Consider the following 19,951-nt stretch of genomic DNA (forward strand, 5'->3'; position numbering starts at 1 on the left):
GGGCAATGTTCGGATGAATACATAAAATAAGGGGAATGACGTCGGTCATTCCCCTTATTTGTCTTACAAGGCAATTATTATTTCAGTTTAACGATCGTCACGCCTGCACCGCCGCGATCGGGATGCTCGTCCTGCATGCCTGATACCTGCGAGTAGCCGCGCAAATGGTTACGTACGAGTGTACGCAAAATTCCATCGCCTTTGCCGTGGACGATCCGCAGTTCGTCGTAACCGAGCATAATGGCATTATCCATAAACTGATCCACAAGTCCCAACGCCTCTTCTCCACGTTTTCCGCGCATATCGAGGTTGAAACTGAAATTCATCATTCGCTCGTTCAGGTCAACTCCCTTCGCGCTCGTTTTTAACTTTTTCTCGCCGGTTGCCTCCTTGTAGGTTTTGTTGGATACTTTTTCCAACCTGTTCAGCTTGATATTGGATTTCAGATCACCGATCCTGATTTCAATGTCCTTGCCCTTTATGGCCATTACCTCGCCAATCGCCGTTTGTCCGATGATCCTCACGTAGCTTCCCGGCACAATGTCGCCCGCTTCCGGTTCGAAAACCTCTTCGGTCGTGACAGGCTCCGGTACTACTTCCAGTTCCAGGTTTTTCTTGCCAAACGTTTCAAGTACGGTTCTGACGGTCTTGGTTTTTTCCTTCTCAGCCTTATTTTCCTTTATTTCACGAATCGTGTTTTCAATGAGCTGATTGGCGTCGGAAATCAGGTTCTTGGCCTTTTGCTTGGCTTCGTTGACGATTTTCTTCTCATTGATTTCGAGTTTTTCTTTTAAAGAAGTGTAGCCCGCCAGTTGTTTAGCCAACTTACGCTCTTTTACACCGATTTCAATGTTCTTTTCAGCGAAAACCCTTCTCTCGATATCCAGTTCCTTCAACAGTTTTTCAAAGTTAACCTGCTGGTTTCCCAGTTTTTCTTTCGCTCTATGAATGACCGCATCCGGTAACCCGATTTTGGAAGCAATTTCAAATGCAAATGAACTACCTGGTCTTCCGATTTCAAGCTGGTAAAGCGGTTCGAGATGCTCTCCATCAAAACGCATTGCCCCGTTGACGAGACCGTCCATTTTGTCGGCCAGTACTTTCAGGTTAGTGTAATGGGTATTGATCACACCAAATGCACCTGATTTTGTCAGGTTTTCAAGAATAGCTTCCGCAATAGCCCCGCCCAGACCCGGTTCCGTTCCGGTACCAAACTCATCGATCAGGAAAAGTGTTCGTTTGTTCGCAAGCGTCAAAAAATGCCGCATGTTGGTAAGATGGGAGCTATATGTACTCAGGTCATTCTCTAATGATTGCTCGTCGCCAATATCAATAAAGATATTTTGGAAAAAACCCATGGATGAGCCTTCCGCCACCGGCACCAGCAACCCACATTGAAACATATACTGAATCAACCCCACCGTTTTGAGTGACACGGATTTACCACCCGCATTGGGTCCGGAAACGATTAGAATGCGCTGATTATCTTTAAGTTCAATGTTGAGCGGAACTACTTTTTTCCCTTGTTTTTGAAATGATAAATGCAACAATGGGTGGCGCGCGTCACGCCATTCAATAAACTGGCGATTACTGAATGGGGGATTGATAGCACCCATTTCAGCGGCCAGTTTTGCCTTTGCCCGCAGAAAATCCATCAAGCCTAAAAACTGATACGCTTTTTGCAGATCGGGGACAAATGGACGAAGTTTTGCTGTCAGTTCAAGAAGTATCCGGTTGATCTCCCTTCGCTCTTCATATTCCAGCTCTCGGATTTCGTTATTGGATTCAAAGACGTCAGTAGGTTCAATAAAAACGGTTTGTCCGGTAGCGGATTCATCATGGATAAAGCCTGTCACTTTTCTTTTATGTTCCGCCGCAACCGGGATAACCATTCGTCCGTTACGGATCGTCAGCGATACATCATCACCGATCCAGCCACTGCTTCGGGCGGATTTTAGAATGGAATCCAGTTTTTTTCTGATTCCCGCCTGTTCTGAAATAAGCTTTTTCCTGATCCGTGACAGCTCAGAAGAAGCTGAGTCCCGGATCTGTCCGCGATCATCAATAATGCGGTCAATGGCATCAGTAATCTCTTTTTCTACTCTGATGGTCTTGGCATACTCTCCCAAAATCGGGAACGACTCTGCCTCCTGATTTTCGAAAAAGCGAAGGCATAGCCTGATCGTTTGCAGGGATACTTTTAAGTCTGAAAACTCGGGCTGGGTGAGGAGCATTCCTTCAATGGCAGCTCTTCGCAGGTAGGAGGTCGCATCTATATAATTCTGGGATGGAAAGTTTTCACCGATCTGCATAATACGTTGCATTTCGGCAGTCTGGCTCACCAGTTTTTCTACCAAACCAAAGTTCTCTGAAAATTTAATTTTCTCTACAAATCCCTGGCCCAGGGGACTGATACAAGCTTCTTTAAGTCGCTCTCTTAGCTTGTCAAAGCCTAGTTTTTGTTCTAATGTATTTGGGTAGAGCATTTGTTTCTTTTTTTGCTGTTGGCTGTTAGCTGTTAGCTTTTTTTATTTTTATTGACTTTGAGATAAGGTGGAGTTTTTCTGCCATTGACCAACGCCTGCAGTTGGTAATGGTTAAAGAGCTTTAAAGGCCAATAGCTAAAAGCTAACGGCTAGAACCAACAGCTATCCGCTCAAAACAGCATCCTCACTTCCTCTTTTAATATTTTCAATGCATGGGTTACCGGCTGGACGTCTTTGTCGATCACCTGCGCAAAAATTTTCTTAGCCAGATCGGCGGGAGGAGCATCGGCTGTTACTTCCAATGCAGCCTGGTTAATGGCCGCGACTGTTTCGTTCATGGCATTGTTAATCTGCTCCCAGGCCGCTGTACTCATATATAATTGCTGGGCAACATTGTGATTATACTCTTCCCGGATGTCATGTAAGAGAATTTGTTGTAATTCGAGCGCAGTCATAGCCGATGGCACCAGCCGTAGCAACAAATTGCTGGGACTGATACGTTCCAGGAAAAGACACATACGCTCGTAAGCCTGCAATCGCAATGGAAGTGTGATCTCAGTATTTTTACTTCTGATATCCAGTTTCTGTTTGAGGAAAAACTTGTCAGCGACCGTGTTAATGGTGAGGTAAATTGAAAAAGCGATGACAGCTCCAAGCAAAAGGATGGTAAGCAGCAAATAGAATTCCATATATCGTCAATAATTTTATGCTAAAACGAAGGGCAAAATTAAGGGATTGCCCAGATTAAGCAGTTATTTATTTAAAATACGCATGGAACACGGCCGGAAAGATTCGTGTTAACGGTAACGAAAGACACAGATTGAAGTTATTATATGGAAAGTCCTATCCAGCTAACGGAGAAAGCCAAGCTAGAAATCAAGACAACATTAGAAGCCAATAAAATTCCGGATACCTATGGACTCAGGGTAGGCCTACGCGGTGGCGCATGCAGCGGCACCTTTTTACTTGGCTTTGATACCGCCACAGAATTTGATCAAACCTATCTGATAGAAGGAATTCAGGTTTTCATAGACAAACGCCATCTCATGTATGTGATCGGCGTATCTGTCGACTACGAGGAAGGAGCGAACGGCAGCGGTTATACGGTTTCCTCCGCAGAAAAAAAATGAATTTAGTAAATCAATCAATCCTCAATGGTTACATGTTTCCAATTCTCTCCGGAACGTATGCGGTTGAGTTGCGTATGTGTAATTCCAAACTGCTTGGCGATCATTTTCAAACGGTTATTATCGTTTTTAAGCAATTTCTTAATGATTCGAACTTTGCTCTCGGTCAGCTTGTAATTTTTAGTACGCCTTGGGATGACACGGTTGATGAAAGCAGGGTTCTCCCGATTGTGATCGATCATTTCTGCTTTGGTAACCCATTTCAGATTTTCGAAATAATTGTTTTGTTTTTCGAAGTCCACGTGAATCACAAATGTGTGTTCATCGCTCGTTTTGTCCACAAAATACTCGGCAACCAATTTATGTACGTAACGGTTGATGGTTTTGCCTCCTGACACACGGATATTCAATGATCTGTAACCCTGGATAACCGATCCTTTTATGATAACGCCTTCCTTGGGATTATTCTGAAAACTCTTTAACCTTCCATAATTGGATACTTCGTAATGAGGAGCGTTCTCGATTTCGTCGAATTTTATTTTTGCCCACTTTTCGTTCCAGAAACTCCGACTTACATTTAACTCATTCATTTTGATCAAGATATATTATTAGGTTCAAAGGATTTATTACACTGATGTTACTCCCAAATTTCCCCGGAAACGTTTTTGTGCTATTTCGTTGTTCTTTTAGTGTGTGGAAATCCTGGATTCTTATTATTCACCAATTTCAAAAAGTATGAAACGTACTCTTATCATAGGAGCATCTTCCAATCCATCCAGGTACGCTTACCTGGCGGCTCAAAAACTCAGAAATTACGGACATCCCATACTGCTTCTCGGTCGCAGAAAAGGGTTAGCGTTAGGCGAAGAAATTCATTTGGAAAAAATAAAATGGGAAGATGTAGATACCGTTACCCTGTACATTAACCCAAGCCACCAGCCTGAATACTACGACTACATCATTTCGTTAAATCCTAAACGCGTTATCTTTAACCCTGGTACAGAAAATTCTGAATTTAAAAACATCTTACTTAATAAAAATATCATACCAATCGAAGCGTGTACACTTGTAATGTTGTCGATTGGACAATATTAACAGCTTGTGTTACCAGCGGATCAGCGCCGATGCCCAGGTAAAGCCGCTTCCGAATGCAGCAAGGCATAATAAGTCGCCATCTTTCAGCTGCTTATTCTCCCATGCTTCCGAAAGGGCGATCGGAATGGAGGCCGCCGTGGTGTTTCCAAAACGCTGCAAATTGTTGATAACCTGGGATTCTGACAATCCTAATTGCTGTCTTACATAGTCGCTGATGCGGATATTGGCCTGGTGGGGCACTAGTAAGTCCAGATCGCCGGCCGTGTATCCGTTCGCTGCCAGGGCTTCATTAATGACCTCCCCAAAGCGAACAATGGCATGTTTGAAGACTGCATTGCCGTTCATAAAGACATTAAATCCACCTTCCTCGATCAGTTCTTTGGTGACCGGCCTACTTGCGCGGCTGCTTCCGGGATCGCGTACGTAGAGCTCTTCCGCATAGCGCCCATCTGCGTGAAGGTGTGTAGATAATATACAATGTTGTGGATCTTCAGTGGCGGTCAGGACTGCTGCCCCAGCACCATCTCCGAATATGACAGCAGTGTTTCGGCCTGCCGTGCTTTTATCAATCCAGGTGGACTGTATTTCGGAGCCTACTACGAGCGCGGTTTTGTACATGCCCGATTTGATAAACTGATCGGCGATTGAAAGGGCATAAACGAAGCCCGAGCATTGCTCCCTGATGTCGATCACGGGTTTGCCGTCCATACCGAGTTCTCTTTGCATCAAAAATGCGGAACCCGGAAAAAAATAGTCGGGGGTGATGGTGGCGTACACAATGACATCGATGTCGTTGGGCGTTAGTCCGGCGCGATCGAGTGCTTGCCGGGAAGCGGCAGCGGCCATGCTGTAATTGGTGTCTTTTCCAAATTCAAAATAACGCCGCTCACGAATTCCTGTTCTTTCCTGGATCCATTCGTCGGAAGTCTCCATCCATTGGGTCAGGTCATTATTGGTAACAACGTTCTCAGGAACATAATAACCGAGTCCTGTAATGCGCGACAATGTCATACTATATATACTAAAATGAGCTGGTAATGAAATAGTTGGGAAAGCCCTCATCCAATCTCATTACACGGTTTTATATGCGAGGTGATATACTTAAAATAACTACAAAATTGCAATAAAAACTATTGGTTACCAATTGATTCCTTCTTTTTCCTGAGATTCTCAACTACTGAAAGCAGGATATAAATGATGAGAATAGCAGGTACCGCCAGAATTTTCAGCGTGATCAATAACACCATGGTGAGGATGATCAGAATGAACCGTGCTTCGTTTCCTTTCCATTGAAAATGCTTGAATTTTAATGCGATCAACGGCATTTCCATGACCAGTAAATAGGACATGACGACAGTAAGGATGAGTAAATTATTGGTGTTAATGATCAGATCTTTCCAAAATACGTCCTGGGTATGTACGATCAGCGGGAGAGAGCCTATGAGCATTGCGTTGGCCGGGGTAGGGACGCCAATGAATGAATCGCTCTGTCGGGGGTCATTATTGAATTTGGCCAGCCTGATCGCTGAAAATATCGCCATAATGAATGCAGGATAAGCTTTCCATATCCCCAAAAGGTCGGGAATGCTCTGCATCAGCAGCTGATACAGGATAATGGACGGTAAAAGCCCGAACGTGACCATGTCAGCGAGTGAATCGAGATCTTTTCCGATAGCTGAGCTCACCTTTAATATACGGGCAAGAAATCCGTCGAAAAAATCAAAAATCAGCGCAATTCCGATTAATGCACAGGATAGAAGCAGGTTATTATGAAACGCTTCCACAACACCAATACATCCGCAAAGCAGATTTCCACAAGTGAGTGCATTCGGAAGGTTGCGACGGATCATAGGGACGGAGGTAAGGTGATGAACAGAAAAGGTAATGATTATCTGAAAAAGGGATTGTGTTTCTTTTCAAAACCAATAGTAGTGGACTGCATATGACCCGGAAAAACCTGGTACTCGTCCGGTAATGTGAAAAGCTGCGTGCGAATGCTGGACAGTAATGTGGCATGGTCGCCGCCCGGTAGGTCGGTGCGGCCGATGGATAAATGAAAAAGCACATCGCCACCTATGACAAACTTTTGTTCGTCGTTCACAAAAGCTACGTGGCCTGGCGCATGGCCGGGGACAAAAATGACTTTTAACGTAGTGTTTCCAAACGTCACCGACTCTCCTTCTACCAGGTAATGATCGATTTCAGGTTCATCAAAAACTGCAAAACCGTAGTTGGATGCATAACTTTTTACAGCTTTTAACACAGGTTCGTCGAGCCGGTGCAGATAAAAAGGAATGTTGTATTTCCTTTTGAGCGCAGCGATTCCGAGAACGTGGTCGATATGGGCATGTGTGTTGATGATCTTTAAGGGTGTCAGATTGTTGGCAGCAATGTGATCTGTCAGTTCTTTGTATTCAGCCTGGTCATAGCAACCGGGATCAATGATAATGGCTTCACCGGTTTCGTCGGAAAGCAGGTATGTGTTTTCGGAAAAGGGATTGAAGACAAAAGTCTGTATTTGCACCATTCAGGTAACGATTTAAGGCAGTGTTTTTATTTCGTGGCGAAGTTACGAAACACTTTGGAAACCGTCCCGAAACGGTTTGCTAATATCCTTCAAAAGAAAAACGCCGCCACATCCGAAGATGCAGCGACGTTTTTTAAAGTTGATGAAGCGTTGCGAATTAATTGATCTGTTGCTCGGTAATGGTAACCTTGATCCTGTCGTAGTATAATACTGTCAAACCCTCATAACCGGAGTCCGTTCCTACAAATAGCCAGATTTCGCCGTTGGCATTGGCCTTAATAGTGAATGGTTTGTCCGAATTTGTCTTTTTGATCAATGCGTACTTTGAATCTTCGCGGCCATTGGCGACATCGCCAAGAACAATAGCGTCTACACCGCCTTGCGACTGCTGACCTTTATCCAATGTAAATTGATAGAAAGTCTTTTGCAGCTTTCTGGCTGGTTCCGCTCCCGAAGCACCGACTTTGAAATACACGGAACTTCCCGGTGAGCCGCCAACTCCTATACTATTGGCAGGATAGTTTGTAGCCAGGTTAATGTCAAACTGGACGAGATAGGTAGCATTAGGCACAAATCCCGTCACTTTTTTCTTCAGATACATAAACATATCATCGCTGCGATTTGTGCTCTGTATCCGGAATGCATGCTGTGAAGTGTCCAGGCCGGTAGGTAGTCTGGTCTGCGCGAATTTCATCGTTAATGTACTATCGACTGTTGTCGTATCATATTCCGCAAATTCGGCAACCCAATTGTCCGTACCGGTTTCGAAATTGGAATCAACTGTTGTAATCGCGTCCAGGCCGTCGTCATTACATCCTGCCAACATTGCAGCGAGAGACAAACTGGTCCATACCATCCATTTTTTCATGACTTTGAATTGATTTTTATTATTTGAAAACGAATCACTTTCAAATAAGATTGGATTCAGGAATGTTTGGTTGGAAAGAAAGTAACTATACCCTGTGGTTAATTTTTCAAATATTTGACTAGTAATCGGTTATAGATGACGATTTAACCGATAATAAAAATAGTGGGCTTTTTGTGCAGGTCGGGCAAATTTGATTTCCAGTTTTTGACAGACATGGTTTTGATAAATTCGTCAGGTGCCGTCACATTGGACGCAATGCACAGTAATGTATCCGGCGCGCAGGCTTCCAATACCGCCTCCATCAGCTGATTGTTCCGAAAAGGCGTTTCCATGAATATCTGGGTCTGCTGCCGCTGTCTGGCGTCTCTTTCAAGATTCTGGATTTCTTTTTTTCGCAAGGCTCTGTCAATGGGCAGGTAGCCGTGAAAAGCAAAGGACTGGCCGCTCATGCCCGACGACATTAACGCCAGCAGGATTGACGAAGGCCCCACAAGCGGGACCACCCGTATACCCATCTGATGCGCAAGATGCACGGCCACCGCGCCGGGATCAGCCACGCCCGGGCATCCTGCCTCCGAAATGACACCTGCATTCTGCGTAAGCTTTTTCAATTCCTGCGCAGTCACTGACTTGGGCGTGTCTTTATGCAGCTCGATGAAGGTCAGGTCGTCTATTACTTTACCCAATTTCAAGCTACTGATGAAGCGCCGGGCTGTGCGGACATTCTCAACAAAGAACACATTGAGCTCACCGACCGCTTCCTTAATCTGCGGACTGAGCACATTTTGCTGCGTTTCTTCCGCCAGGATTGTTGGAATCAGATAAAGCGATAATTCCGGGTTATTCATTTTTAAGAATTTTTAAATATTTCCAACCATATAGGCTGCAAATGGTTCATAGATGCGTGAACAAAGATAAAACAATGAAACAACTGCTATATATTCCCTTGTTCCTGGTACTGTTGCTGTCGTGTAAGAAAGATAGTATCGATGGTGCCATGTCATTTGCGGATTTTCTGACAATCCAAGGGCCCTGGCACCTAATTGAAATAGAAAGAACCTCTCTGGATAATAAGAATGTATGGGAATCAGTGAGCGCTACCAAGACCGATACACTGGTATTTCGCAGCGATGGGGTTATACTGAATACGGATGGTACCCCGGCATGCTGTGCCCCCAAATCGCTCATTATTAACAATCAGCTGATGGACATCAAACCCCAACTAGCATTACCTGCCAACCCGATTTGCGCTTCGGTTAACTGTGTCAATTGCCCTACCTGGGAGCTGAGCGTGAGTGACGATCAGATGATCGTTTCATCCTGTAACAACCTCAGAAGAAAATATGTCAGATAGTCACTTCCAAAAATTCAAGTAAAGTAGCTACAAACGCTTTCGGTTGTTCCGCCTGTACCCAGTGACCGGCTCCGATAATAGTTTCCAGCCGGGCATTGGGGAACAAGTCTAAAATACCTTCCAGGTCTTCGTCCAGAATATAAGTGCTCTTCTCGCCCCGCATAAATAATGCCGGTGTTTCCACTTTTTGACTGGAATTGATTTCCGCCCCTACATTGGCCATATCTGTGCTTAATAATGGCAAATTGAACCGCCAGCCAAATCCACCTTCATCCTTCCGGTAAAGATTTTTCAAAAGAAATTGCCTCACCGATAAAAGCGGCTCGTATTCACTCAGAATTTCGTCCGCCTGGTTGCGGTTTTCAATTGTATCGACAGGAATAGCATTTAATCCTTTCAATATTTTGGTATGATGAATGGGGTAGGCTTTGGGGCCGATATCCACCACTACCAGCTTTTCAAAAGTCCCCGGATAAGTTACCGCATATTCCATCACTGTTTTTCCGCCCATTGAATGTCCCACCAAAATGGGGTCGATAATTTGCTGCTGCTCGAGAAACTCTTTCAGGTCGGCGGCTAGTGTCGGGAAATTGAGCGGGCCTTCCTGCGGCGAACGACCGTGATGCCGCTGATCCACGAGATATACTTTAAAGCCATTATCTGCAATCGCCTTGCTGATGGTAAGCCAGTTATCCAGAAAACCAAAAACGCCGTGCAGAATAATCAATGGCTTACCAGTTTCTCCGATTTGTTTAAAGTTGAGCTGCATATGCGATGATAAATGCTATTGTAAAATTTGTTGATAGAAATAGTTCTATTTATCTTAACAAGGTTTTTATTCCCCCCTGGCCCGCAAAGGTGGGCACTATTTTTGTGACGGTGAAAGTATCCGTTTGGAAAAAATTAACAATATGGTAACAAAGGCCGTTCTCCATGTCTTTCAGCTACTGCCAGAAAATGTGAAAAAAAGTTTTTCAAAGCTTAAAATTCGGTTTAAAATCGCGTAAGGCATGTATTGATAATTTTTAATAATTTGATAATTTCAAAATATTGAAGTATTGGTACACTATTCTGCATTATTCCAATAGGTCAGGCAGTTACGCGGATTAGTATTGTATTTTAGTAGGATTTAGAGTTTTGTTATTGAAACAAAAAAGGTATTATTTTGCATCAAATATTACTCATCGTCCCCAGATGACAGCTTCTAATATTACAAACCAAATCACCAACATCTATGAACGGGAAAAGTTTACTTTCCAGGGCAGCGGGCCTCTCGCTGGTTGTACTACTATTATCTCTACTGAGTCCTAGTGTTCAGGCTCAGGTTACTTCATCAGCAATTACCGGCCATGTAGCCGACAGCAAAGGTGAAGTGCTTCCAGGTGCTACTGTCGTTGCTATCCACGTTCCATCCGGTTCAAAGTATGGTTCTATTACCAATGAGCAAGGTCTTTACACCATCCCGGCGGTCCGGGTAGGAGGGCCTTACACAGTTACAGTATCATTCGTAGGTTTCAGCGACCAGGCGCAGGAGAACATTTTCGCTAACCTTGGAACAGCAGCCAATGTTAATTTCGATCTGAAAGACGGCGGGACGCAGTTGAGCGAGGTGATCGTTACAGGAGCTGGAAGCGATATTTTTAGCTCGGACCGTACCGGTGCCGCTACTACATTCAACAAGGGTTTGATCACAAGCCTTCCGACACTTGGACGTACATTGAACGACATCACCAAGTACAATGCTTACAGCAATGGCCGCTCATTCGGAGGCCAGGACAGTCGGTACAACAACTTTACCATTGACGGTTCTGTTTTCAACAACGGTTTCGGTTTGGGAAATGAGGCGGCGGCAGGTGGCCGTACTGGTTCATCAGCCATTTCTCTGGACGCGATTGAAGAGGTGCAGATCAACATTGCACCTTATGACGTTCGCCAGTCAGGTTTCGCAGGAGCGGGTATCAATGCAGTAACGCGTTCAGGTACTAATGAATTTTCAGGATCGGTTTTTCACTTTTTGAAAAACGAAAGCCTTGCAGGTAACAAACCGGACGGTAATAAGATCAATATCAATGACTTTAGTGAAAAAACAACCGGTTTCAGACTGGGCGGGCCGATCATTAAAAACAAACTGTTCTTCTTCGTCAATGGCGAATTTGTAAAACGTTCCAGCCCGGCGCTTGATTTTGTATTGAACCGTGGCCAGACAGGAAGCAACGTTTCCCGTACCACAGCGGCTGATCTGGAAGACCTTGGTTCTTTCATGAAAGAAAAGTTCAACTATGATATCGGAGCGATCGATGGTTTTAACAATGAAAACACGAGCAAGAAATTCCTTGCCCGTATCGATTATAACATCAGCGACAAGCATAAGCTGACATTGCGTTACTCGCACCACGATTCTGATTCTGACGTTTTGATCAGCCAGAGCAATAGTAGTAACACGGCGGGTTTTGGTAACCGTACCAACTCACTTTCAGCGATTTCTCCACAGAACACAGGTTACATCATTCAGGACAACACCCGTTCATTCGTAGCGGAACTGAATTCCAATTTCGGAGGTAAATTTGCCAACAACCTGATCGGAACATTCAACAAGCAAATCGAGGACAGAAAGTACAAAGCACCGATCTTCCCAACGGTTGAAATCCAGAAAGACGGATCTACTTATACTACCATCGGTTCCGATCCATTTACGCCAAATAACCGTCTGGACTACGCGACATTCAATTTGACAGATAACCTGACGTATTTCGCAGGAAAGCATACATTGACATTGGGTGCGGCTTACGAGCATTTCAAATCCAATAACCTGTTCTTCCCGACATCAAACGGCGTTTACGTTTTCAAATCGATCCAGGATTTCAAGAATGCAGCGAATGCATACCTTGCTAATCCGAACCTGACAGTTGCTCCTGATACATTGGTTCGTTTCAACTATCGTTACTCATTGCTTCCGGGCGGTGCAGCACCTTGGCAGGAATTCAAGACTCAAACTTTCAGCCTTTACTTACAGGACGAATTCCAGGTTACTTCAAACTTCAAGGTTACTGCCGGTCTTCGCGGAGATTACATTACGATCCCGAATACTTCGAAGCAATATTATAATGCGGATGTAGCATCAAAGACTTTTAGAGATCCGGAAGGACAGCCTTACATTGTCAACACAGGAAATGTTCCTAAGGCCCGCATCTATCTTTCACCACGTATCGGTTTTAACTGGGACGTAAAAGGAGATCATACTACGCAGGTTCGCGGCGGAACAGGATTGTTTCTTTCAAGAATCCCTTATGTGTTAATTTCAAACCAGTTGGGTAACAATGGTGTGAACTCAGCGACTGTTGGATTTAATAATACTACTGCTTATCCATTTACATTGGATCCGTCAGTTTACATTCCGAAAAATACTGCGAAATTAACTGGATATCAGGTGAATGCGTCTGATGAGAATTTGAAATTCCCACAGGTTTGGAAAAGCAACATTGGTATCGATCAGCAGTTGGGCTGGGGCGTAGTAGCTACATTGGAAGGTATCGTTAACAAGAATTACAATGCGCTTCGCTACATCGACGTCAACCTGAAAGCACCGACTGCTACTTTCAGCGGAGCCGACGGTCGTGATCGTTTCCCTGCTTCCGGTCTTACGGGAACTGCGGTAACTCCGGCCCGTTTAGTAGACAAGGATATTTCCAATGTGTATGTGTTGACAAACACCAACAAAGGCTACTCGTACTCGATCACGGGTAAACTTGAAAAACCTGCTACCAGAGGATTCGGTGGAATGGTAGGTTATACTTACGGACAAGCTAAGGACATTGCTTCGGTATCCAGTACAGTGGAAGGAAACGTACCGGGTGTCAATGGATTGAACTACCTGGATCTTGGATATTCAGGAAATGACTTGCGTCACCGTTTTGTAGGATATGTTTCTTATCGCAAGGAGTATGGTGGCAAATTTGGAGGCGCGACGATGTTTACATTAGGCGGCGTGTCTAACAGCGGAACCAAGATTTCTTACATCAGTTCAACCGATTTGAACGGTGATGGTCAGAACAATGATTTGCTGTTTGTTCCAAAAAATGCATCTGATATCGTTTTCTCGACTTTGACTACCACGGTTAATAAGAAAACCTACACATTCTCTCCTGAGCAGCAAACTGAGGCTTTCCAAAAATACATCGATAACCATCCTTACCTGTCGGAAAGAAAAGGAAAATATTCTGAACGTAACGGCGGCGCTTATCCATGGTTGACCCGTTTTGACTTGACAGTTGAGCAAGATTTCTACGTAAAGGTTGGTGCCAAACAAAAGAAAAACATCATTCGTTTGAGAGCCGATATTTTCAATGTAGGTAACCTGATCAACAACAAATGGGGTGTAGCGAACCAGGTAACTGTTTCGTCTAACAGCACACAGTCCAATCCGCTTAACTTTGCAAGCGTGTCGTCAGCCGGTGTTCCTTCTTACAGAATGGGAACGCAGATTGTTAACGGCGAGCCAATCTTGGTTCGTGATGCATTCGTGAAATCACAAACGATCAATGACGTTTGGCAGGCACAGATTGGTATCCGTTATATTTTCAACTAGTATCAATTTAGTACATACAAAGTAAAAGAGCCCGTTCAATCGAACGGGCTCTTTTACTTTACTCGGGGATCTTTTCAACTTTGAGAACCGATTCCATTCCGGCCCGGTAGCCCTCAATGATCAGCCTCGATATATCATCAGAATTGAAATGCTGCAAATCCAGAAAAAGCGGTGCTATGGGGCGTATTACTGTAAGTTTCATTGGGTTACCCCGTAGAATAGAGCGATCGACGTATGATTCTCCCCAGGCAATGTTGCTATTCACGATCTGATTGACCGTAATGTCACGCACTCTTTCTATCAATGTAATGAGGTTGCGGGTGTTAATGTCTTCGGGTTGGTAAAGCAGAGGTGAATGGCAGGCGATCAGCACAATTTCCGTGGCACCGTCTTCTATTGCCTCCCGGATCGGTGCTACCTCCCTGATTCCGCCGTCGAGGTACAGCTGCTGCTCAATTTCCACGGCCGGCATCAGCATGGGAATGGATGAGCTGGCAAACACGAAATCGAGGTAGTTGGGCTGCTGGGGGCTCACATACCGCATTTCTCCGGTCGCGATGTTGACAGCACCTACCTTGATTTTGACAGGTGTATTGCTCAGATATTCTTTGTTGACATTTTTCCGAATCAACTGATGTAGCGGCAATGGATCAACAATACCATCGAAACGGCTCATTAATGTGCTCATCCCCAGTTTGACGCGCGAACGCAGCATGGAGATATCCTGAGGTGCGGTAATATTTTTAATCCAGAATTCCAGTAATCTTCTTCCCGCCACTGACCATTGAACTTCTTTATTATCTAAGGTTTGCTTGCCTGCTTCATTCGCCAAAAAAGTAGCATTCAATGCGCCCACCGAAATTCCGTAGATCATTTCAGGCTGAAAACCATTTTCCAGAACTGCCTGGATCACGCCCACCTGAAAAGCGCCCTTCATAGATCCTCCACCGAGGACAAGTGCTTTCATATCAATAACTTTCCAAAGTGTACTTTATAGGTTCGGGTCAGCCGCTAAGCTATACCTTCCGGGTTTTTCTTCAATTCTAAACATTTTCAAAATAAAATTGATATAAACAGAAGATTTTATTCCAAATTTGAAGATTAGAGTTCAGGGTTCTTGAAAATCTATCCATTGGTAACTCTGTCCGCGACTTTTTAATATCAGGAGGGGAGTATCAGCCCTCGTTCATTAATATGACCCTTTCAATACAGGATATTCAGGCTCCTATTGCAGACGAAATGAAGGCTTTTGAGCAAAAATTTCGTCAATTTATGAAGAGCGATGTGATGCTGCTGGACCAGATCATGAATTACATCGTCAGACGCAAAGGCAAGCAATTACGTCCCATGTTTGTATTTCTTTCCGCCGGGGTCTGCGGAAATGTCACCGAATCAACATACAGAGGGAGCGCGCTCATCGAGCTCCTGCATACGGCAACGCTGGTACACGACGACGTGGTGGACGATTCCAACTACCGCCGCGGATTTTTTTCGATCAATGCATTGTGGAAGAACAAGATAGCCGTGCTGGTAGGGGACTACCTGCTGTCCAGAGGCCTTCTGCTATCCGTTGATCATGAAGAATTTGATCTGCTAAAAATCGTTTCGACGGCTGTGCGTGAGCTCAGTGAAGGAGAATTGCTCCAAATCGAAAAAGCGCGCAGGCTGGATATTAATGAGGAGGTATACTACCAGATCATCAAGCAAAAAACGGCATCATTGATCGCTTCGTGCTGTGCCGTAGGGGCCAGTTCAGTGGGAGCGGGTGCAGATGTCGTGAAAAAAATGCATGCCTTTGGGGAGAAAGTTGGCATGGCCTTCCAAATTAAAGACGACCTTTTTGACTACGGCGAAGACGAGATCGGAAAGCCGCTAGGCATCGATATCAAGGAAAAGAAAATGACCCTACCATTGATTTATGCATTGAACCAGGCCGCCTGGCTTGAAAAACGGCGCATTATCAACATTATTCGCAACGAAAGTCATAAGCCCAAAAAAGTCAACGAAGTGATCGCTTTTGTGAAGGATTCGGGCGGGCTGCGCTATGCACAAGAAGTCATGCAACGCTATGTGGAGGAAGCTCGCGTACTGCTAAATGAGTTCGCAGATTCACCGCACAGGACATCATTGGAACAGCTTGTTCAGTATACTATTGAGCGAAGTAAGTAGATCAATTTATTTTTTAGCCTGATTATCAGGTAAATAAGTTTAAACTATTTCTTGCAAAAGGAAAATATGTAAGTAACTATAATAATATGACTAAACTTTTAGTTATGTTAGCACTTCCATAAAAACCTTTATGTTATGAAAGCTATTTTAACTGCATTAATCTGTTTGTGCTTGCAAACCGCCTATGCGCAAATCAGGGTAGTATCCTCCAAAAACGTTGTGAAGGAAGGTGTGAATAATGTCGCTCTTGCGAATGATTACACAAGAGCAGACGGCCCTGCTGCGAGAGAGGTCATGGATAAGTTCAGTAAGGTTGTTGCTTCTGCATTTCCAAAAGATCCCAGTCCAGGGATAGCGATTTTTACCCAATTTTACTTGAATGCTTCGGGTAGCGTCGAATACCTCATTTTTGATGTCAGGACGGGCGAGGGATATAATAAGGACTCACTGGATGAGCATTCAAAAAATGCTTTTATTGCGGGTTTTGAAGGCTGGAAAGTGACGAAATCACCCGGCAGAAAATTCTCAGTTGTTTCTTTTCACAACATAGGCAAGCAGCCCGTTATCCGTGAGGTGAGGCGTGGAGACAGTTCGGTTGTGGACCTGAAATCTGCATTGGTGTTTCAAGACACATTGAAAGTGAAGCGTCTCTACCTGAATCAATTGGAGTTGAAGACATTACCTGATGTCGTTTACAGATTTCCTAATCTGGAAGAATTGTATTTAGGGGGCAATGAACTGCAAGCATTGAACCTGAATATGCAACGGTTGCCCAAACTAACGCAACTTCATTTGCAGGGGAATCAACTTAGTAACAACAGTTTTGAGATTTCCCCCAACAAAACCCTGACGTTGTTAAACCTAAAAGAGAATAAATTCAATGACCTGCCGAATAACACAGTTCGGCACTCCAAAAGGCTTGCTATACTCTGGCTTGGCGGCAATGATTTGACCGCATTGTCCAGCCGCAGTTTCCGGAAATTAAAACAAGTGCGGGACCTGAATTTTTATAAGTCCAACATTGCTGTTTTGCCAAAGGGGATTAAGAAAATGAAGAATTTGGAAGTACTGGACCTGTATTATAACAAACTTGAAATACTACCGACATCCATTACCAAACTGAAAAGATTGACGCATCTAGCCGTTTCTTACAATCAGATCAGTGCATTGCCCAAAAAAATCGACAAACTTAAAAATGTACACACGCTCTACGCGCACCATAATCATTTGAGCAAGCTCCCGGAGCGGATCGTCAAAATGCAGAAACTAAAAATTATGGATCTGGGATACAACTGGTTTACCAATTTCCCTGCGGAACTGACCTCTTTCGTCAACTTGCAGGAACTAGACCTCTCATCCAATAATTTCCCTGAATTTCCGGAGCAACTGCTCAAAATCAAACACCTCGATAAGCTGTATCTCAGAGGTAACCCATTCCTGAAAGAGGATGCCGAAAAACGATACAATCAGCAGCTGAGTTTTCTGAAAAACAAGAATATCGAGGTGTTTTATTGAGGTTTATAAATTCCACCAATAGGTAAATTTCAACACGATCGCGCGGTTTTTAACCCTGAAATTCTCAGGCAAATAATTATCCGTATACACGATAAACAAGTCCGACGCGGGCTTATACCTCCATTGCAGACGGGCATTCAGGTTGATGTTGTCAGCCTGATTGTTGTACTGCATGAATGTGGTGAAGAACAGGCTGTTGGTGAAGGTAACATCCACGCGAGGCCCTACCAGCCAGAGTTGGGTACGTTTCCACGGCTCTGGCAGGCGGATGTCATTATAGTTACCGGCCATCGTGATCGCCACGTAAGGTTGTACCCGGTATCCCAGCTCCGCGCGCAAATTATTGCGGTGCCCGTTCTGGTAATAGCCTCCAAAAATGCCTGATGCGGCATAAGTAAGGCGGTTTTGCGGGCCGGAGACGATGTCAAATCCGGTTGCTTTCCAATTATGTTCGCTTCCCGTGGGCAATGTGCCTACACCCAGGTTAGTTGGGTCAAACGGACGCAAGAGACGCACGTAGTTGCTGGATCCCCATACCGCTACCGTGGCCCGGTTGATAAAATTAAGGTTATAGGAGAGTATAAATTCACGGTCACTCAGGTCAAATTTTTTGTCCCAAAATACATTGCTGATCAACTTGGGGCCGTGACTGATGATTTTTGGCGATTTGACGAAGAAAAGATAAGCCATATTAGGACTGATCTTGTAGTATCCCAGCCGCACTGCATTGGGGACATAACCCACTTCTGCATTATAATTTTTACCCACATACTCATGCTGCCACTGCCAGGAGAAGTTCGCCTTGGTAAATTTAAGGTCGGCGGCATGTGTGAAATCATCCGAAGATTTTCCCGGTGTAAATGATTTCAGGAACATCACCTTACCCGTCCACAGGTTTTTGGAACTGGCCAGGTTGAATTCCGCCCCAATGTTACGGTTATAGCGATTGGTTGACGAATGTCGGTCCAGGGAATAGTTGGTAGCATCCTTATTAACAAAAATAAACCGGACATTGGAGCGGGCAAGCAACTGCCTCTGCAATGCAAAAACGGCATAATTGTTTCTCGGCGTCAAGCTGTCGGGCGAGCCTGTCTGCACATCCAACACACCGATACGCCAGTTTTTATTGATCTTCCCGCTCATACGCGCGCCAAACTGGATTGGTACGCCCAGCCCAATGCGACGGGAGAAGAATGGCCGAATGGTAGCGTACCCGAAATTGGCGAAAAGGTCAGCGTTTTCCAGAAAGAACTGCCGGCGCTCCGGGAAAAACAACTCAAAACGGTCCAGGTTCGTCTGTTGCACATCGACGTCGACCTGCGAGAAATCCGGATTTACCGTCAAATCGAGGTTAAGCGAAGGGGTCAGTCCGATCTTGACATCACCTCCTATGGTTGGTTTGTATTTGGTCGGCGTATCTTTCTGATAGTCCTTCGTTAACCGGTTAGCAACGTAGGGGATGATGGAAATGTTAGGACCCGGATTGGGCGGTGGAACATCCCATACCAGCACGCCTGTGTAAGCGAGCGACGCCGATGGAAACTGCCTTGGTACCGGTGCCCAGGACGATTTTTCGGAAATAGTAAGATCCTGACGACTGAAATTAATCCCCCAGCGGGTGATACCCGGCTTATAGCGAATGCTTTTGAAGGGAATAGCTGCTTCCCAAACCCATTTATCGTCATCATTTTTAACCGAGCTGACCCATTTATTGTCCCAGCTCAGGTCCACCGTTCCGCCGTCGCCCTGCTGGCCGTCCCAGGGTGCACCCGCCGCATTAGCACCAAACGAAAAGCCATTGGTCTTATCGTCGAAGGTATCCATGAAAAGGAGAAAATTATCATTTTTCCCAAACGCGAAATCCCGTTTCAGAGACTCCACAATGATGGATCCTTTGACTGTTTTGTAATTAATAACGAGAATGTAAAGGTTGTTTTTATCGTAGCACATTTTCACCTCCGTCTCTGCACGCGAGAAGCTGGTGTCCATGGGAGTGATCATGAAGAAGTCCTTCGCCGTTTCTGTGGCAGACCATGCAATGTCGTCCGCTACCCCATCAATGGTTAGCGGGGAAGTAGCGGTGTGGATGTGGTATTGATAATTTTCGTTGGGTTTCTGAGCTAAACTTTGAAAAACGATTAAACAGAAAATGATTTGGGTTAGGATGAAATTACGTTGCACTTGATCGGTTGGGGGTGTAGGAAGTATAATTGACTAAGGATTAG

The 19,951-nt window shown here is 44.7% G+C and carries 17 protein-coding genes; 6 read left to right on the top strand and 11 right to left on the bottom strand.

Annotated elements, in window-relative coordinates; all coding sequences use genetic code 11:
* Positions 1-77: 77 nt before the first annotated feature.
* Positions 78-2,486: an endonuclease MutS2 gene (locus ABIO93_RS16690; RefSeq protein ID WP_348069642.1), complete on the bottom strand. Its 2,409-nt coding sequence runs from the start codon at positions 2,484-2,486 to the stop codon at positions 78-80.
* A 170-nt stretch (positions 2,487-2,656) separates the two neighbouring features.
* Entirely contained in the window at positions 2,657-3,175 is a 519-nt protein-coding gene (locus tag ABIO93_RS16695) for a hypothetical protein (RefSeq protein ID WP_348069644.1), read from the bottom strand.
* 144 nt (positions 3,176-3,319) lie between these two features.
* On the opposite strand from ABIO93_RS16695, the gene ABIO93_RS16700 reads away from it, so the two are divergent.
* Positions 3,320-3,616, top strand: a complete 297-nt coding sequence (locus ABIO93_RS16700) for an iron-sulfur cluster biosynthesis family protein (RefSeq protein ID WP_348069646.1) — start codon at positions 3,320-3,322, stop codon at positions 3,614-3,616.
* A 14-nt stretch (positions 3,617-3,630) separates the two neighbouring features.
* Here the strand turns inward: ABIO93_RS16700 and ABIO93_RS16705 are convergent, their stop codons facing one another.
* On the bottom strand, positions 3,631-4,203 hold the full coding sequence (locus ABIO93_RS16705) for an NUMOD4 domain-containing protein (protein ID WP_348069648.1): 573 nt from the start codon (positions 4,201-4,203) through the stop codon (positions 3,631-3,633).
* A gap of 145 nt (positions 4,204-4,348) precedes the next feature.
* Between ABIO93_RS16705 and ABIO93_RS16710 the strand changes: the two genes are divergently transcribed.
* Positions 4,349-4,708, top strand: coding sequence for a CoA-binding protein (locus ABIO93_RS16710; RefSeq protein WP_348069650.1), 360 nt, complete (start codon positions 4,349-4,351; stop codon positions 4,706-4,708).
* A gap of 9 nt (positions 4,709-4,717) precedes the next feature.
* On the opposite strand, the gene ABIO93_RS16715 is transcribed toward ABIO93_RS16710, so the two are convergent.
* The 5 genes from ABIO93_RS16715 to ABIO93_RS16735 all read right to left on the bottom strand — a co-directional run bounded on the left by ABIO93_RS16715 (position 4,718) and on the right by ABIO93_RS16735 (position 8,951).
* Positions 4,718-5,719 (bottom strand): beta-ketoacyl-ACP synthase III, encoded by a 1,002-nt coding sequence (locus ABIO93_RS16715; protein ID WP_348069652.1) that lies wholly within the window; start codon positions 5,717-5,719, stop codon positions 4,718-4,720.
* Positions 5,720-5,838: 119 nt separating this feature from the next.
* The gene (pssA, locus tag ABIO93_RS16720; protein ID WP_348069654.1) at positions 5,839-6,558 is read right to left on the bottom strand and encodes a CDP-diacylglycerol--serine O-phosphatidyltransferase; all 720 of its coding nucleotides are present in this window, start codon (positions 6,556-6,558) and stop codon (positions 5,839-5,841) included.
* Positions 6,559-6,596: 38 nt separating this feature from the next.
* The gene (locus ABIO93_RS16725) at positions 6,597-7,235 is read right to left on the bottom strand and encodes an MBL fold metallo-hydrolase (RefSeq protein ID WP_348069656.1); all 639 of its coding nucleotides are present in this window, start codon (positions 7,233-7,235) and stop codon (positions 6,597-6,599) included.
* Positions 7,236-7,392: 157 nt separating this feature from the next.
* Positions 7,393-8,103: a hypothetical protein gene (locus ABIO93_RS16730; RefSeq protein WP_348069658.1), complete on the bottom strand. Its 711-nt coding sequence runs from the start codon at positions 8,101-8,103 to the stop codon at positions 7,393-7,395.
* A 143-nt stretch (positions 8,104-8,246) separates the two neighbouring features.
* Positions 8,247-8,951 carry an SAM-dependent methyltransferase gene (locus ABIO93_RS16735; protein WP_348069660.1) on the bottom strand — a complete coding sequence of 235 codons (705 nt, stop codon included), beginning with the start codon at positions 8,949-8,951 and terminating at the stop codon, positions 8,247-8,249.
* 74 nt (positions 8,952-9,025) lie between these two features.
* Between ABIO93_RS16735 and ABIO93_RS16740 the strand changes: the two genes are divergently transcribed.
* Positions 9,026-9,457, top strand: coding sequence for a hypothetical protein (locus ABIO93_RS16740; RefSeq protein WP_348069662.1), 432 nt, complete (start codon positions 9,026-9,028; stop codon positions 9,455-9,457).
* Here ABIO93_RS16740 and ABIO93_RS16745 read toward each other — a convergent pair.
* On the bottom strand, positions 9,450-10,226 hold the full coding sequence (locus ABIO93_RS16745; protein WP_348069664.1) for an alpha/beta fold hydrolase: 777 nt from the start codon (positions 10,224-10,226) through the stop codon (positions 9,450-9,452). The two genes, ABIO93_RS16740 and ABIO93_RS16745, sit on opposite strands and share 8 nt — an antisense overlap.
* Before the next feature lie 465 nt (positions 10,227-10,691).
* On the opposite strand from ABIO93_RS16745, the gene ABIO93_RS16750 reads away from it, so the two are divergent.
* Entirely contained in the window at positions 10,692-14,042 is a 3,351-nt protein-coding gene (locus ABIO93_RS16750; protein ID WP_348069666.1) for a carboxypeptidase regulatory-like domain-containing protein, read from the top strand.
* Positions 14,043-14,100: 58 nt separating this feature from the next.
* Here ABIO93_RS16750 and ABIO93_RS16755 read toward each other — a convergent pair whose 3' ends face one another.
* Positions 14,101-15,009, bottom strand: coding sequence for a patatin-like phospholipase family protein (locus ABIO93_RS16755; RefSeq protein WP_348069668.1), 909 nt, complete (start codon positions 15,007-15,009; stop codon positions 14,101-14,103).
* A gap of 227 nt (positions 15,010-15,236) precedes the next feature.
* Between ABIO93_RS16755 and ABIO93_RS16760 the strand changes: the two genes are divergently transcribed.
* On the top strand, positions 15,237-16,211 hold the full coding sequence (locus tag ABIO93_RS16760) for a polyprenyl synthetase family protein (protein ID WP_348069670.1): 975 nt from the start codon (positions 15,237-15,239) through the stop codon (positions 16,209-16,211).
* 135 nt (positions 16,212-16,346) lie between these two features.
* Positions 16,347-17,726, top strand: coding sequence for a leucine-rich repeat domain-containing protein (locus tag ABIO93_RS16765; protein WP_348069672.1), 1,380 nt, complete (start codon positions 16,347-16,349; stop codon positions 17,724-17,726).
* Positions 17,727-17,729: 3 nt separating this feature from the next.
* On the opposite strand, the gene ABIO93_RS16770 is transcribed toward ABIO93_RS16765, so the two are convergent.
* Positions 17,730-19,907 carry a DUF5916 domain-containing protein gene (locus ABIO93_RS16770; RefSeq protein WP_348069674.1) on the bottom strand — a complete coding sequence of 726 codons (2,178 nt, stop codon included), beginning with the start codon at positions 19,905-19,907 and terminating at the stop codon, positions 17,730-17,732.
* Positions 19,908-19,951 lie beyond the last annotated feature (44 nt).

This window comes from Dyadobacter sp. (assembly GCF_039919315.1).
In the GTDB taxonomy this organism is placed as follows: Bacteria; Bacteroidota; Bacteroidia; order Cytophagales; family Spirosomataceae; genus Dyadobacter.

What these genes read in the sequence shown, in the direction of transcription:
- ABIO93_RS16690 (WP_348069642.1), bottom strand. Translation starts at nt 2,486, where the DNA reads ATGCTCTACCCAAATACATTAGAACAAAAACTAGGCTTTGACAAGCTA.
- ABIO93_RS16695 (WP_348069644.1), bottom strand. Translation starts at nt 3,175, where the DNA reads ATGGAATTCTATTTGCTGCTTACCATCCTTTTGCTTGGAGCTGTCATC.
- ABIO93_RS16700 (WP_348069646.1), top strand. Translation starts at nt 3,320, where the DNA reads ATGGAAAGTCCTATCCAGCTAACGGAGAAAGCCAAGCTAGAAATCAAG.
- ABIO93_RS16705 (WP_348069648.1), bottom strand. Translation starts at nt 4,203, where the DNA reads ATGAATGAGTTAAATGTAAGTCGGAGTTTCTGGAACGAAAAGTGGGCA.
- ABIO93_RS16710 (WP_348069650.1), top strand. Translation starts at nt 4,349, where the DNA reads ATGAAACGTACTCTTATCATAGGAGCATCTTCCAATCCATCCAGGTAC.
- ABIO93_RS16715 (WP_348069652.1), bottom strand. Translation starts at nt 5,719, where the DNA reads ATGACATTGTCGCGCATTACAGGACTCGGTTATTATGTTCCTGAGAAC.
- pssA (WP_348069654.1), bottom strand. Translation starts at nt 6,558, where the DNA reads ATGATCCGTCGCAACCTTCCGAATGCACTCACTTGTGGAAATCTGCTT.
- ABIO93_RS16725 (WP_348069656.1), bottom strand. Translation starts at nt 7,235, where the DNA reads ATGGTGCAAATACAGACTTTTGTCTTCAATCCCTTTTCCGAAAACACA.
- ABIO93_RS16730 (WP_348069658.1), bottom strand. Translation starts at nt 8,103, where the DNA reads ATGAAAAAATGGATGGTATGGACCAGTTTGTCTCTCGCTGCAATGTTG.
- ABIO93_RS16735 (WP_348069660.1), bottom strand. Translation starts at nt 8,951, where the DNA reads ATGAATAACCCGGAATTATCGCTTTATCTGATTCCAACAATCCTGGCG.
- ABIO93_RS16740 (WP_348069662.1), top strand. Translation starts at nt 9,026, where the DNA reads ATGAAACAACTGCTATATATTCCCTTGTTCCTGGTACTGTTGCTGTCG.
- ABIO93_RS16745 (WP_348069664.1), bottom strand. Translation starts at nt 10,226, where the DNA reads ATGCAGCTCAACTTTAAACAAATCGGAGAAACTGGTAAGCCATTGATT.
- ABIO93_RS16750 (WP_348069666.1), top strand. Translation starts at nt 10,692, where the DNA reads ATGAACGGGAAAAGTTTACTTTCCAGGGCAGCGGGCCTCTCGCTGGTT.
- ABIO93_RS16755 (WP_348069668.1), bottom strand. Translation starts at nt 15,009, where the DNA reads ATGAAAGCACTTGTCCTCGGTGGAGGATCTATGAAGGGCGCTTTTCAG.
- ABIO93_RS16760 (WP_348069670.1), top strand. Translation starts at nt 15,237, where the DNA reads ATGACCCTTTCAATACAGGATATTCAGGCTCCTATTGCAGACGAAATG.
- ABIO93_RS16765 (WP_348069672.1), top strand. Translation starts at nt 16,347, where the DNA reads ATGAAAGCTATTTTAACTGCATTAATCTGTTTGTGCTTGCAAACCGCC.